General features: G+C 61.1%; 14 protein-coding genes. 11 read left to right on the top strand and 3 right to left on the bottom strand.

What is annotated here, in order from left to right:
• The first annotated feature begins 84 nt into the window (after positions 1 to 84).
• Genes Q0887_RS06340 through Q0887_RS06330 form a run of 3 tightly spaced genes read left to right on the top strand, consistent with a single transcriptional unit; the run spans position 85 to position 3,053 of the window.
• Positions 85 to 633, top strand: a complete 549-nt coding sequence (locus Q0887_RS06340) for a TetR/AcrR family transcriptional regulator (protein ID WP_299193282.1) — start codon at positions 85 to 87, stop codon at positions 631 to 633.
• Positions 634 to 645: 12 nt separating this feature from the next.
• Complete coding sequence (locus Q0887_RS06335) at positions 646 to 1,863, top strand: aminotransferase class I/II-fold pyridoxal phosphate-dependent enzyme (protein WP_299193280.1); 1,218 nt, start codon at positions 646 to 648, stop codon at positions 1,861 to 1,863.
• 11 nt (positions 1,864 to 1,874) lie between these two features.
• Positions 1,875 to 3,053 carry an FkbM family methyltransferase gene (locus Q0887_RS06330; RefSeq protein ID WP_299193278.1) on the top strand — a complete coding sequence of 393 codons (1,179 nt, stop codon included), beginning with the start codon at positions 1,875 to 1,877 and terminating at the stop codon, positions 3,051 to 3,053.
• 380 nt (positions 3,054 to 3,433) lie between these two features.
• On the opposite strand, the gene Q0887_RS06325 is transcribed toward Q0887_RS06330, so the two are convergent.
• Complete coding sequence (locus Q0887_RS06325; protein ID WP_299193277.1) at positions 3,434 to 4,441, bottom strand: hypothetical protein; 1,008 nt, start codon at positions 4,439 to 4,441, stop codon at positions 3,434 to 3,436.
• Between the two features lie 708 nt (positions 4,442 to 5,149).
• On the opposite strand from Q0887_RS06325, the gene Q0887_RS06320 reads away from it, so the two are divergent.
• Entirely contained in the window at positions 5,150 to 6,673 is a 1,524-nt protein-coding gene (locus Q0887_RS06320) for a SulP family inorganic anion transporter (protein ID WP_299193275.1), read from the top strand.
• Positions 6,674 to 6,787: 114 nt separating this feature from the next.
• On the opposite strand, the gene Q0887_RS06315 is transcribed toward Q0887_RS06320, so the two are convergent.
• Complete coding sequence (locus Q0887_RS06315; RefSeq protein ID WP_299193273.1) at positions 6,788 to 7,366, bottom strand: TetR/AcrR family transcriptional regulator; 579 nt, start codon at positions 7,364 to 7,366, stop codon at positions 6,788 to 6,790.
• Between the two features lie 64 nt (positions 7,367 to 7,430).
• On the opposite strand from Q0887_RS06315, the gene Q0887_RS06310 reads away from it, so the two are divergent.
• From Q0887_RS06310 to Q0887_RS06280, 7 genes are all read left to right on the top strand, one after another.
• Positions 7,431 to 8,777: a carotenoid oxygenase family protein gene (locus tag Q0887_RS06310; protein WP_299193271.1), complete on the top strand. Its 1,347-nt coding sequence runs from the start codon at positions 7,431 to 7,433 to the stop codon at positions 8,775 to 8,777.
• A gap of 208 nt (positions 8,778 to 8,985) precedes the next feature.
• A complete protein-coding gene (locus Q0887_RS06305; protein WP_299193269.1) occupies positions 8,986 to 9,606 on the top strand; it encodes a 2-hydroxychromene-2-carboxylate isomerase in 621 nt (206 codons plus the stop codon).
• A 5-nt stretch (positions 9,607 to 9,611) separates the two neighbouring features.
• On the top strand, positions 9,612 to 10,670 hold the full coding sequence (locus Q0887_RS06300) for a phosphotransferase (RefSeq protein WP_299193267.1): 1,059 nt from the start codon (positions 9,612 to 9,614) through the stop codon (positions 10,668 to 10,670).
• Positions 10,671 to 11,741, top strand: coding sequence for a hypothetical protein (locus Q0887_RS06295; protein WP_299193265.1), 1,071 nt, complete (start codon positions 10,671 to 10,673; stop codon positions 11,739 to 11,741).
• 269 nt (positions 11,742 to 12,010) lie between these two features.
• Positions 12,011 to 12,424: a Co2+/Mg2+ efflux protein ApaG gene (gene apaG / locus Q0887_RS06290; RefSeq protein WP_299193264.1), complete on the top strand. Its 414-nt coding sequence runs from the start codon at positions 12,011 to 12,013 to the stop codon at positions 12,422 to 12,424.
• A 69-nt stretch (positions 12,425 to 12,493) separates the two neighbouring features.
• On the top strand, positions 12,494 to 13,297 hold the full coding sequence (locus Q0887_RS06285; RefSeq protein ID WP_299193262.1) for a LysR family transcriptional regulator: 804 nt from the start codon (positions 12,494 to 12,496) through the stop codon (positions 13,295 to 13,297).
• 31 nt (positions 13,298 to 13,328) lie between these two features.
• The gene (locus Q0887_RS06280) at positions 13,329 to 13,811 is read left to right on the top strand and encodes a GNAT family protein (protein WP_299193261.1); all 483 of its coding nucleotides are present in this window, start codon (positions 13,329 to 13,331) and stop codon (positions 13,809 to 13,811) included.
• Here the strand turns inward: Q0887_RS06280 and Q0887_RS06275 are convergent.
• Positions 13,785 to 14,480, bottom strand: a complete 696-nt coding sequence (locus tag Q0887_RS06275) for a hypothetical protein (RefSeq protein WP_299193259.1) — start codon at positions 14,478 to 14,480, stop codon at positions 13,785 to 13,787. The two genes, Q0887_RS06280 and Q0887_RS06275, sit on opposite strands and share 27 nt — an antisense overlap.
• Positions 14,481 to 14,579 lie beyond the last annotated feature (99 nt).

The raw sequence follows: 14,579 nt of genomic DNA, 5'->3' as shown, positions 1-14,579 counted from the left end.
GGCTCCTGATTGGATTTGACAAGGAATATGTAGCGAGTGCTACAATTATTATTAGCTTAATGTAGCAAGTGCTACAAGAGGAAAATGCAAAGCGCCAAACTTTCCCGCGAAACGCTGCTGCCGCTGCTCGCTGCGCACGTCATAGCCAATGGGCTGGGCGGGGCGAGCCTGCGTCCGCTTGCCAAAGCGGCGGGGACTTCTGACCGGATGCTGATCTATCATTTCGGCAATAAGGAGACGCTGATTGCAGACCTGCTCGACTATATAGCAGGCATCTATTCGGGCGCGCTCGAAATGGCGATGGGGAGCGAACGTTCGCAGACCAGAGGTGAGTTGGTGGCTCGCATTCTGGAGCAGATCAACTTGCCCGCCATGCAGGGCTTCATGTCGCTATGGTGGGAAATTGTAGCAGGCGCAGCGCGCGGCATGCCTGGCTACAAACAGGCTGCCGAGGAGATGATGACCCGTCAGCTCGAATGGCTCAAGCAGCGAATGCCCGAAGGCGATCCCGATCCCGAAGGCGGCGCACGCTATCTGATGACGCTGATCGAAGGCGCGCTAATGCTCGGCACGGTCGGGCATGAGTCGACTGCGAGGGAAGGCGTGCTTGCGGGCAACCTCACTCCCGACTAATCGCGTGAGACTATGAAAAAGACCACCGGAATGGACCGCGCGACCACGCGCAACTGGCGCCCTGCAACACAGGCTGTGCGCGGCGGCACTTGGCGCAGCGAGCACGGCGAGACGAGCGAGGCGCTGTTCCTCACCTCGGGCTACACCTATGACGACGCGCAGACAGTCGCGGATCGCTTTGCGGGCGAGGCCGAGGGCATGACCTATTCGCGTCTCCAGAACCCGACCGTGGCGATGCTGGAAGAGCGGATCGCGCTGATGGAAGGCGCTGAAGCCTGCCGCGCGCAAGCCTCCGGTATGGCGGCAATGACGGCGGCTCTCCTGTGCCAGCTTTCGGCGGGCGATCACGTGGTTGCCGCGCGCGCGGCCTTTGGTTCGTGCCGCTGGCTGGTCGATCACCTGCTGCCCAAATTCGGGATCGAAACCAGCGTGATCGACAGCGCCGAGAACGACCAATGGGAAGCGGCGATCAAGCCCAACACCAAGGTCTTTTTCTTCGAAACCCCTGCCAACCCGACGCTAGACGTGGTGGACCTGAAGCATGTCTGCGACGTCGCCCGCGCGCATGGCATCACCACAGTGGTCGACAACGCCTTCGCCTCACCGGCCTTGCAGCGCCCGATGGAGTTCGGCGCGGACGTCGTGGCTTATTCTGCGACCAAGCTGATGGACGGGCAGGGCAGAGTGCTCGCCGGCGCGGTGTGCGGTTCGCAAGAGTGGATTGACGAAGTGCTGCTCCCCTTCCAGCGCAACACCGGCCCTAACATCTCTCCCTTCAACGCATGGGTGGTTCACAAGGGGCTGGAGACGCTGAGCCTGCGCGCGCATCACCAGAGCAAGAGCGCGGTGGAGCTGGGACAGTTCCTAGAGCCGCGCATCGTCAAAGCGGGCGGCGAGATGCGCCACCCCGGCCTGCCAAGCCATCCGCGCCACAATCTCGCGCTCGCGCAGATGGAAGCCACCGGCCCGATCTTCGCTTTCGACGTGGGCACACGCGAGCGCGCCTTCACGATCCTCGACGCGCTGGAGCTGGTCGATATCTCCAACAATATCGGTGATGCGCGCAGCCTGATGTGCCACCCTGCCAGCACCACGCATGCGGGGATGGAGCAGGAGGCGCGCGACGAGATGGGTGTCACCGAAGGGCTGCTGCGGATCAATGTCGGGCTGGAAGATATCGCCGACCTTACCGAGGATATGGACAAGGCGCTGGCGGCGGCAGGAGTTTAGGTCGCGAGTTTATGACCGAAGCCTTCGATCCCTTTTGGAAAGCTGCAGCGGCGCATGTCCGCGATGCCGGGTACAAGCCTGCGCATGTTCTCGCTCCGGCCGGCTTCCATGCGTTGCTGCCGGGATGCTGGTCAGCCGACAATGCGCCCAACTTTGCGCGATTGGGCGCGGTTATCATCCATAAGGGCAGGATCGAGGAAGTGCCGGGTGAGCACCTCCTTTCGGCGACCAGATTCTTCACCCCGACCTTCGCCAACGAAGTTTTCGTAATCTATTCGCATTCTGGCGAGCCGGTTGCGCCTGATAATCCGCACCTGTTGGACCGTGACAAGATGATCAGCGATGCGCTTCTTGCAGCGTGGCGCAGACCGGCGCGCCACCCTCGAACATCGCGGGCGCCATCGACCTATGTCGGGGATGGGCGGGTGCTGCTTGAGACTGCATTCGGGCACCTTATGCTGGTAAATGGGGCGGACACTGCGATCGCACCGCACCTTATCCGCGACGGATATTATGATCGCAATCTGACCGACGTGATCGGCGACCTGCTCGAGCCGGGCATGACTTTTATCGATATCGGCGCGAATTTCGGCACTTATTCGCTGATAGGAGCCGCGTGTGTAGGCGATGCGGGCCGTGTGATCGCGGTCGAACCTGCCCCCGAAATCGCCGCCTTGCTGTTCGAAAATATCGTCATGAACGGTTTCGAAGGCCGCACCGAGATTGTGCGCTGCGCCTTGGGTGAGGCCGAGGGCACGCTGACCCTATACGAGTTCGCCACGAGGCAGGGCAGCAACACGATGCTGGCCGGTGTCGCAGAAGCGGCGCGGTCTGATTATGGTGAGACGATCTCGACCCGCGAAGTGGAGTGCCGCACACTCGACCGAACTGTCGCCGACCTTGCGCTCGACCGCGTCGATCTGGTCAAGATCGATGTCGAAGGTTTTGAGCATCAGGTGCTGGCGGGTGCGCGTCAAACGCTGTCGCAATATCGGCCAAAGCTGATCCTCGAATGGCACACCGACTTCTTCGACGGGAATCCAGAAAAGGCGCAGGCGCTGCGCAATCTGCTGACCGAAGAGCTGGGCTACCGCCTCAAACGGATCGAACCAGACGCGCGCGCCCACGAGGTCAGCCTCGACAGGCTGATGGAGCACGGACATTCTGACGTCTTGGCCGAACCGGTGTGATCAAGGATTAGGGTTGGGGGTTGGCGGCGGAAGGTGTTTAGAGTTCTATTGTGGGGATAGGATCAGTCGTTCCGCTTACGACCCCTTCACGCCGTACGCCGATGACTCAGAATGGTAGGTTAAAGCGGACGTCACCGCAGATCTAGTTTGTGCTCCTTATCCTTCGCAAAGCTGAGCAGCGGGAGCAGCGCATTGTAATGGCGCACGCTGACGTCGAGCGAGCGGACGAGGACGGTTTTGTGATAAGGTCTCATGCGAGCCGATGTCGGGATAGTCCGGCCCGTGATCAAGTCCAGTCGAACCACTCCTGCCCCATGGCAAAAACGCCGTACGACCGCTTAGCCACCCGGCGAATTTGCAAACGTTTGAGCGCGCTGACGTTACTGGTTCACGGAGATCGTGTTGCCGGTACCACTTTGAGTGACGAAGGAGGCGTTGCCGTCGGTGGCCTGTGTCACCGTTGCAGAATTGGTATCGCCGTCCTGGGCGATCGCCGACAAATTGCTGCCGCCCGTTTGGTTGACTGTCGCCGAATTCCCGGTTGCAGCGGCGTTGAACCCCTGGTCGACAAAACTCAGATTGCCTGTGCCCGATTGCGAAACATCAGCCGTGTTGTTCGCGCTGCTCCCAGCAAAGCCCTGGTCGATCAGGCTTTCGTTATTGGAACCAAACTGCATGACAGTCGCGGTATTGGAATCGCCTTCCTGAAAAATGTTCGAAATGCTGTCGCTAGATGCCGAAAAGCTGGAGGCCGAATTACCAGTCGAAGTCGGATCCGAGCCGACAACAACCAGGCTCGAGTTGCCCGGTACGACCTGTTCGACGAATACCTGGTTTCCGACACCACCCATGATCACATCCGCGAGATTGTCAGACAGGACGCCATTGCCGGATTGAAAAACCGTGGCGAAGTTCCCGGTCCCGCTCTGTGCGATCGTCCCACTGTTTCCGGTTCCGAAGCTCTGGTCGATGATTGCGATATTGGCGCTTGCCGGATCGCCTGCAACGCCGTCGCCGGACTGGGTGATGGCAGCGTCACTATCCGCTGCGCTTGTGTTCTGAAAGATGGTCGCCATATCGCCGCGCGCCGCCCCCGTCTGGGTTATCTGCGCGGTACTGCTATTGCCGAATTGTAAGACATCTGCGACGTTCTGATCGTCACCATCCTGCGTCACTGTTGATGTGTTGCCACTTCCGATCTGCTGCACGACTTGGGCAGTGTTGGCATCACCGACCTGCGTGACGATCGATGTATTGGCATTCTGCTGGCTAATATCGACCGAATTGCCGGTTCCGTTCTGGGTGACGGTCGAAGAATTCTGGGCCAGACCCTGTGTCGCCACCGCCAGGGCGATGATCGAGCCGCACGCATAGATTACCGATTTCATAAATTTTGCTCCCCCAAGGCGCAATCCCGCCAAATAAAACTCAAGGCTTCGGCTCGAATGACTGTAGCCGTCGCCTGAAGAATTTCGATTTGTAATAAATCGGGTTTACGGCACCAAGTCAATCCAGGCTAGGTGCTCTTTCGCGCTGTAACCGGAAAGTCTTTACCGCATTGAGCGCGATCTTGTTGTTGGCAAGCCGCAGCGCCTTCTTCTGCGGTTCGTTGAGGCCATCACGGACGTGATGTCATTCTAATTGGAACTTGTCTCTGGTAATCGCTGCAATCTCGTCCCGCTGTCAAATGGCTCACCCTCAACGTCCGCTCACACCCCCCATAAACGGACGCCAAGCCAGCGGTTCCAGAGCTCCCAAAACCGCCTGAGCGCCTGACAGTCTACTTCAAAGCAAAAAACCGGAGCAGCGGGCCTTACCCGCCACTCCGGCTTCTAAGCACATACACACCTGTTCAAGTGGTCTTCGAATAGGGGTGATTGGAACGACATTCTTGTGCCATCGTTGCCGATGACTTGTGCTCTCTAGCGGCGGTAGGCCTAAAAAAGCGGCAGGGAGTTAAGCTAACGCGCGTTTAACCACTTCCTAAGTGCCTCGCCGGTTGTGCAATGCAGCATTGGAGCCTATGGCGCGGGTCAATCTTGACCGGCGGAGCCAGCGCGCTTTCCGGCTTACACAAAATCCGGACACGCCCGATCATGACCCAGACCGCCACCTTTGCGGACACGCTACGCCGCGATTGGCTCGCACAGCCGCGCGCAGACATTCTTGCGGGCATCGTGGTGGCGCTCGCGCTGATCCCCGAAGCGATCGGCTTTGCGTTGATTGCGGGGGTTGATCCCAGCGTCGGGCTTTATGCCAGCGTCGCGATTGCGATGGTGATTGCGCTCACCGGCGGGCGTCCGGGGATGATCTCTGCCGCGACAGCTGCGGTGGCGGTCGTCGTGATCCCGCTGGTGCGCGATTACGGGGTGGAATACCTGTTTGCCGCGACTATCCTGATGGGCATTTTCCAAGGGATCGCGGCTTTGCTGCGGCTTGACCTGTTGATGCAATTCGTCAGCCGCAGCGTCATCACCGGCTTTGTCAACGCGCTCGCGATCCTCATCTTCATGGCGCAGATCCCGCAGCTTATGCCGGGTAACGAGGGCGTCGGCCCGTGGACCTGGGCGATGGTTCTGGGCGGCCTTGCGATCATTTACGGCTTTCCGCGCATCACCAAGGTTGTGCCGAGCCCGCTGGTCGCAATTGTGCTGCTGACGGCGGCGACGATCTACTGGGGCCTGCCGGTCAACAATGTGGCCGGAGAAGGCACACTGCCTGATGGACTGCCAACATTCGCGCTGCCCAACGTACCGCTCACTTGGGAAACCCTGCGGATCATCGCGCCATTCTCCGCGACCATGGCCGCAGTCGGCCTGCTGGAAAGCCTGCTCACCGCGCAGATCGTCGACGACATGACCCACACCGACAGCAACAAACGCCGCGAGAGCGCCGGACAGGGCATCGCCAATGTCGTTGCGGCCTGTTTCGGCGGAATGGGCGGCTGCGCGATGATCGGCCAGTCGGTCATCAACGTCGCGAGCGGAGGCCGCGGGCGGCTTTCGACCTTTACCGCAGGCGCGTTCCTGCTGTTCCTGCTCACCGTGCTTGGGCCCTATGTCGGGCAGGTGCCGATGCCTGCTTTGGTCGCGGTGATGATCATGGTCAGCATCGGGACGTTCAGCTGGAACTCGATCCCCAATCTGCGCCGTCATCCGTCTTCCAGCTCGGTCGTGATGATCGCGACCGTAGTGGTGGTGGTCTGGACCCACGATCTCGCGCTCGGCGTGCTGGTCGGCGTGCTGCTGTCGGGCATCTTCTTCGCCAACAAGGTGCGCACCCTGTTCACCGTGGAGCGTATCCGCCGCGAACACAGCGCGGTCTATGTCGTCACCGGCGAGATCTTCTTCGCCAGCGTCGACAAATTCAAGGACGCGCTCGGGCCGGAGAGCCAGTATGAGGACGCCGCACACCATGTCGTGATCGACGTAAGCCGCGCGCATTTCTGGGACATCTCCGCAATCGGAGCGCTTGAGAAAGTGATCGACCGGATGCGCCGCAATGGCCGCCACACGCGCGTGGTCGGGCTGAATGCTGCAAGCGCGGACCTGTTCGACCGCTTCGGTTTGGAAGACCGCACCGGGATCGAGCTGGGTCTGGCCCCGATGAAGGCCTCGTAAGGGGGCTTCACAAATGGCCGCGATTGAGTTGGCAGGCGACCGATAAAAGCTGCGCGCCGAATTGTGCCCTATGTCTTGGGTTGGAGGTGGGAGCGGACTTAGTAGGCACAATTTTCAGCCGATTGCTTGCCCGCGAATGAGCTGCCGTGTGCTTTCAATTACTAGTTCCTGCCATACGCCTTCATCGATGCCTGACGCGTGGGGCTTGATAGCTATGAAACCGTGGGTGCTTGCCCAGATTTGGAGCGCAAGACGCTCTGCCTCGGACGTAGTATTGAGATATTCGGTTAGAGGCTGAACCAGGCTGATAGCCACCTCAAAGCTCTCACGCGCAGCTCGCTTTGCGGTTTCTCCGGGGGTGTAGTCAGAAGCGCCCATTCCAAACATCAGCGCGTATCGGTTCTCGTTGTGCTGGTAGAATTCCAGGTAGTTTCTTGTGGACTCCACAACCACGGCCTCAGGGTCTTCGTCGGTCCGGGCTCTTGCCACGGCCGTGGCCAAGTCGCGAAAACCGGCAATGTAGAGCTCTTCGCAGACCTGATCCTTCCCACCGAAATAGCTGTAGACGCCCATCGTGGAAAGACCTGCGCGCTTGGCGATGTTGCGGACTGAGAGTGCCTCGACCCCGTCTTTGCGAAGGATGCCCTGGGCGGCTTCCAGAATCCGTGAGCGTTGATTTGTGGTTTCAGTCATGGCCCTTGCCGTACAGATATAACACTGTTATTGGCAATAGTATAACGCTGTTATAGGAGTTATCATGCCTACTAGTCCCTGGGTTCAAGGTGCTTACGAGCCTGTCCTGAACGAGATCGAAGCTTTTGATCTGGAGGTCGAAGGCTCCATACCGTCCGACCTGAACGGTATACTTGCTCGGATAGGCCCCAATCCGATCGGTGAAGTTCCTCCCGACCACAATCTCTTCAATGGCGAGGGGATGGTGCATACGCTCACGCTAAAAAATGGCCGCGCGCAGACCTATCGCAATCGTTGGGTGCGCACCGAACCCGTTGCCCGCAAGCTTGGTGAACACACTGATCTCGATCCTATTGAGAACACTGATGTTGCGAACACGCATATCTTCCCGTTCGCCGGGTCGCTCTATGCCCTCACCGAAACCGCAATCCCATACAAGGTCAACGAAGATCTGGAGACGCTTGGGAGAGAGGACTTTTCGGGCTTTATCGATACCGGCTTTTCCGCGCACCCTCACGTCGATCCGAAGACCGGCGAGATGCATGCTATCGGATACGACAACGATGCTGATCCGAGCGTCACACACTATGTGATCGCCCCGGACGGCACACCGCTGCGCAAGAACAGGATCGCTCTTGGCAGCGCCATCATGATCCATGACTTTGCAGCGACTGAAACCTTCGCGATCATATGGGATCTACCCCTGCTGTTTGATGTCGAAGCGGCCAAGCGAGGCTCAAAAGCGCCCTACAAATGGACGCCGGGCTATGAAGCAAAGGTGGGTCTTCGTCGCCTTGATGCTGAAGACGCAAGTGTGCACTGGTTCGACGCACCGGAGGCTTTCATCTTTCACGCCGTCAATGCGTGGGAAGAACGCGGCGAAGACGGTTCAATTGCAAAAGTTCACTGCGACGTGATCCGGCGCGACAGTATGTTCGCAAGTGACAGCACGGGCCCAGGCGACATGGCGATCCCGCAGCTCTATCGCTGGACAATGGACCTTGATACAGGCGCAATGACAGAGGAATTGATTGATCCCCGCGCGCAGGAATTTGGGCGCATCGACGACCGGTATTGGGGCCGCAAGAACGGGTTCAGCGTCACGACCGAACTGTTCCGCTTCACCGGCGATACTGGCATCATCGTCTATGATGGCAACGGCCGAACGCAGGAATGGAGTTTCGGCAAGGGCGCAGCCACGAGCGAGGCCGTGTTCGTACCCCATGACGAAGATGCAGGCGAGGGAGAGGGCTATATTCTCGCAACAGCGACCAATGTCGCCAAGCGGACCGCAAAGGCGGCGATTTTCGATGCGCAAAACGTGAAGAAAGGACCGCTGGCTGAGATCAAACTACCGCAGAGGTTACCGGTCACCTTCCACGGCAGTTGGATTCCAGAAGCTACTGCCTGAATCTCTGCTATAATCATCGCAGCGTTTGGCACCAATGTTGGATGTCCGATGATGGGTCGCAAGCGGACTGTTTGTTTTTTCTCGCATGTCGATCAAACCTGCCATTGGCATGAAGAAACTCAGCCCGCTTTTCGCTCCTCGCGCGATCTGCCGCCTTGCCATCTCGGTTTCTCCATGCAACCAAACTCGCCAAAGGGAGAGACAACACATGGCAAACCGCGTCGAGCTGATTTTCGATTTCGTCAGCCCCAATGCCTATCTGATCTGGTGGCCGCTGCGCGACCTTCTCAAGCGCACAGGGGCAGAGCTGGATGTGACGCCGGTGTTTCTGGGCGGGATGCACAAGCTTACCGGCAACGCTCCGCCGATGATCCGCGACGCCGATGTGAAGGGCAAGGTCGAATATTCGATGCTGGAGATGCGGCGCTTTATCGCAAAGCACCAGCTGTCGAAGTACAAGCTCCACCCGCAATTCCCGTTTAACTCGATCACCTTGCAGCGCATGTGCTTTGCCGCCGATCAGGACGGGCGCGCGGTGCAATTTGTCGAGGGGCTGCTGCCCGCGATCTGGGAGGAGGGCATCGACATCACCGATCCCGCCACTCTCGGCGCAGCGGTGGCGGCGGCAGGTTTCGATCCGCAAGACCTGTTCGCGCGTTCGCAGAGCGATGAGGTCAAGCAGGGGCTGATCGCCAACACCGATCACGCGGTCGCGCGCGGTGCGTTTGGCATCCCGACGATGTTCGTGGGCCCAAAAGGGGGCGAAACCGAGATGTTCTTCGGCAAGGAACGGCTCGATCAGGTCGAGGACGAGCTGGCCAAGGGGTAGGGCGCGTGAGCGGTTTTCCCACTCATCCCGACCACGTCACGCCCGACTGGCTGAGCGCCGCGGCAAGTCCAGCGAGCGCGATCACAGACACGCGCTGGGAGCCCATCGGCACCGGCCAGGTCGGCGATAGCGTGCGCTTCCACTGCACCCACGCCGACGGCAGCGCATCAACACTCGCGGCAAAGTTCCCCGCCGCCGATGCCAAGAGCCGCGCCACCGCCGCCATGCTCGGCCTCTACGCCAAGGAAGTGCGCTTCTACGCCGACATCGCTCCGCATCTGGGGGTGCGCGTGCCGCAGACCTTTGCCGCCGAAGTCAGCGAGGATGGCGGCGAGTTCGTGCTGCTGTTCGAAGATCTCGGCCCTGCGCGCGGCGGCAATCAGCTCGATAGCTGCTCCATCGAAGACGCGCGCGCCGCGATCCGGCAGGCGGCGGCTTTCCACGCGCCGAGCTGGCATAACGAGGCAGTGATCGGCGCGGAATGGCTGCGCACACCGCCCGCCGTAACCGCGCAGATCAGAGCGCTCTATCCGCAAGCGCAGGCGGAGTTCGCCAAGCGCTATTCTGACGTCCTCGAGCCGGAATTCATGGCGCTGTGCGAACAGATTGCTGCGATGCCCGAACTGTTCTCCTCGCGCGAGAAGCCGCCGCAATGCCTCACCCATGGCGACTTCCGGCTCGACAATATGCTGTTCGACATTCGCGGCGGGGCTGAGCCTATCGCGGTGCTCGACTGGCAGACGGTAAGCGCGGGCAATGCCATGCACGATATCGGCTATTTCCTCGGCACCGGGATCGGCGACGCGCTACGCCGGGCGCATGAGGACGAACTGCTCGACCTTTATTGCGACGAAATGAGCGCTCGCGGCGTTCCGCTCACCCGCGCAGACATCTGGGACGACTACCGGCGCGGCGCGTTGCACGGGGTCACCACCGCCGTCTTCAGCGCCGCCTTTGTCGAGCGGACCGAGCGGGGGGACGCGAACTTCCTCTCCATGGCCCGGGGCGGCTGCGCGCTGGCGCTCGAACACGATTCCATCGGCGCTCTTAAGGAGGCAGGCTGAATGACGCTTTCGCATGCGGATGAATATCCGATCCACCAGACGCCCGAGCCGATTGCCTTTGCGGGCACCGATCGCAATTTCTACGACCGCTATTTCTTCAACGGCTACGCGCCTGATGGATCGGGGTTTTTCGCGCTCGCATTCGGCGTCTATCCGCATCTCGACATTGCGGATGCGCATTTCAGCTTTATCCGGGACGGGGTGCAGCACTCGCTCCACGTCAGCACCGAGCTGGGGATGGAGCGGATGAGCATGCGCGTTGGCCCGATCACAATCGAAGTGCTCGAACCGCTGAACGCGCTCAAGGTCACGGTTGAGGACTGCGAAGGCATCGCCGCCGATTTCATCTTCACCGGCAGAGCCTTCCCGATTGCCGAGCCGCGCTTCATCCACCGGATCGGCCCGCGCGCTTTCATGGATTACACCCGCATGACCCAGAACGGGCGCTATTCGGGGTGGATTTCGATCGATGGTGATCGCCGCGAGATGGCGGCAGGCACTATCGGCACGCGCGACCGCAGCTGGGGCGTGAGGCCCATCGGCGCGCGCGATCAGCAGACCATGCCGGGCCACGCAGCGCCGCAATTCTTCTGGCAATGGACCCCGCTCAACCTCGATAGCGGCTCGCTGTTCTTCCACGTCAACGCGGACGGGCAGGGGCAAGCGTGGAACACCCGCGCCGCCTGGGCAGAAGAAGGCGCAGGGAAGGGCGAACTGCACGAGGGCGAAGGCACGCTCACCAGCACTCTGCAAGACGGCACGCGCTGGCCCGCTGGCGGCACGCTCGAGATTGACGCGCCGGGCGCGCCGCGCTCGCTGACCCTAACTCCGGTCCAGCGGTTCCAGATGAAGGGCCTTGGCTACACCCACCCGACATGGGGCCACGGCCTCCATCACGGCCCGCTGAAAATCGAGCGCGAGCAATATGTGCTCGCCGATCTCGACCCAGCCCAGATCGACAATCGCCACGTCCAGATCCTCTGCCGCGTCGATGGCGATGCACAGGGCATGGGCGCATTCGAGCAACTCGCGCTCGGCCCCTATGCGCCGCTGAGGCTGGAGGGGATATGAAGCAGGCATGTGCTGCGACCAAAGCAGTACAAAACCCGTGCTTGTCAGCAAAAGCGGTGCTGATCCGTAGTAAAACCACAAGATTAGACTTGATTCTGTGCTTGGTTAATTAGCGAGAGAATCCAATCGTTAACGCCGCGCGGATGGTTGGAGCGGCTGCGCGCGGTGGTGTTTTTTTGCGAAAACTTGTAAACTTTAGGGATACAAAAAGGGGTTAACCGCGTTGAATGACTTGTAGCGCGGGCAGGAATCATTAGGTTGGGAATCGTATGAAAGAGCTGTTCCAACATGCTGCGATCACCGAGGGCGTCACCGTCCGGGTTGCGGTCAATTTCCTTCCTGAACAATCGCAGCCCGAGGCGGGCAAGTGGTTCTGGGTGTATCACATCCGGATCGAAAACGGCACGCACGAGGCGATCCAGTTGCGCACCCGCCATTGGCGGATTACCGACGGGCGCGGGATGGTGAACCATGTCGATGGCGAAGGGGTTGTGGGTGAACAGCCGCGGCTCGAACCGGGCGAGAGCCATGATTACGTCTCGGGCTGTCCGCTGACGACGCAGCATGGCTCGATGGAGGGGTTCTATACCTTCCACAAGGCTGATGGATCGCCGCTCGAAGTGCGCATTCCGTTCTTTCCGCTGGCAGCGCCTGAAACCGCCGACGGACAATCACGCACATAAGTTTCGCTTTGCGCGCGGCAAGCTTAGTTCACCTTGCGATGAGGCGCGCGCGCTCCTAAGTCGCGTGGCGTGAAACGCACACATCTCCCTTTGAATGCCCTGCGCGTCTATGACGCGGCGGCGAGGCACCTGTCCTTCACCCGCGCGGCGGACGAGCTGGCGGTTACGCCTGCCGCTGTCGGCCAGCAGATCCGCGCGCTGGAGGATCACCTTGGCGTGGTGCTGTTCCGCCGCACCTCGAAAGGGCTGGAGCTGACGCCCGAGGGTGAGGCGGGGCTTGATCCGCTGCGTGAAGGCTTCCTGCGCTTTGAAGAGAGCGTCGCCGCGATGCAGGCGGGGCAGGCGAGTGATCGCTACACGATTGCTGCGCCGCGCGAATTCTACGCCGAATGGCTTGCGCCGCGTCTGGCCGAGTTTCAGGCGGGCACGCCGAAGGAAATCGGCGGTGTCGTCTATTCGATCGTCGGCAATGAGGATGCGGACTTCACCGAGGCCAATCTCGACCTCGCGATCCGGCTGGTTGACGGGCCGGGCGAGCTGCAAGGCGTGCAACTCGCCGAAGCGCGCCGTGTGACGGTCGAGGCAGAAGGCGCGCGCGAGGCGTGGATCGACTGGCCCGGCGCCGCTCTGCCTGAAGGCACGCGCCCCTGCATCAAGGCCGGCAGCGCGGGCCAAGCGCTCTCCAGCGCGCTTGCGGGGATGGGCAAGACCGTGCTCCCGCTGCCGCTGGTCGAGGGCGCTATCGAACGAGGGCAGTTGAAGGCGCTCGACGATCCGGCGGAGAGCCAGCGCGCTTACTGGCTGGTCGCCCCGATCCCGCAATGGCGCTCCAAGAAGGTGAAGGCGCTGGTTGAGTTCCTTACTGGTGCGTGAGGTAACGACCCTCCGCACCGAGCGCTTCACAATGCGGTCCTTGCGCGATGCGGACATTGCCGCGCTTTACCCGACGCTCTCTGACGAGGCGCAGTGCCTCTATCTCACGCGGCCCGCTTTCACCTCACATGAGGAGCTGTGCGGCTGGCTCACCGATCCGGCATGGCCCGGCCTCACATGGATTGCCGAACGCGCGGACGGCTCGGTTGCGGGGCGTTTCGTGGCCCACACCGCGCATGAGGAAGGCGTCGAGGAGATCGGCTACATCACCTGCAAGGACGCGCAAGGGACAGGCGTTGCGCGCGAATGCACCGCCGCCTTGATCGCCCACCGTTTCGAGACCGGCGCGCGCAAAATCACCGCCGAAGTCGACGCCCGCAACACCGCCTCTGTCCGCCTGCTCGAACGCCTCGGCTTCACCCGCGAAGCCCATCTGCGCGAGCACGAGACGACCCATGCAGGCGTATGCGACGTCTATCTCTACGGCCTACTCGCCCGCGAGTGGAAGGCCTAACGCCCGCGCCTCGCGCTCCTTGGCCTCGCGCTCGATTTCCCATTCGCGCCGCCAGCGTTCGCGCAGCTCTCCGAAGAACTTGTAATTCGCCTCGCAGTTCGCAGGCGAGTGCCGCTCCTGATACTTCTCCTCCTCCCACTGCGCGCGAAGGCTCTCCACCAGCGCATCGAAAGCCGGATTGCCGGGCTCGAACGCCGCCTCCTGCGCGCGCTTGCCATAGCGGTCCGGCAGGCGGTTCTTGAGGAAGAACATCACCAGCCCCTCATTATGACGCAGCTCTGTGCCGATCAGCTTGCCGGCGGAGACGACCATGCGCTCCTCCCCCTCGATCGCCCGCGCCAGCGCCCCCGCCTCAAGCCGCGCCACCCCGCGATCCAGCGCCGCATCCCAAGCGCCGCGAAAGGCCTCCGCTCCGGGCCGCTGGCGCAGCTTGTAGATCGCCTCCATGCTCTTGCCGATATGCCGAGCCGCCTCCGAGACGATGCCGGTTGCGGCAAGATGCGCGATAAAGGCGCGCTGGAGGTCAGCGGTGATCGAGTTGCGGCGCGGAGCCTTGTGCGGAACCGGCTCGAAGCCGAGCAGCGGATCGTCAGGCGAGGGCGGCTCAGCGCGATGCGCGACGGCGCTGGTGGCCTGGCGGGGGATGGCGCGTTTGATGGTGGCGGTCATGGGGGGATTCCTTGGGGGAGGGGGATGAGAGGTAGGACCAAGCGTCCGCGGAGTTTTTTGTTGGGCCTCAAGCGCAGTTCTGTGTTTCCGCGAGAGTTT

The organism is uncultured Erythrobacter sp. (assembly GCF_947492365.1).
Classification (GTDB): domain Bacteria; phylum Pseudomonadota; class Alphaproteobacteria; order Sphingomonadales; family Sphingomonadaceae; genus Erythrobacter.
This window is presented reverse-complemented; position numbering and strand designations above follow the sequence as displayed.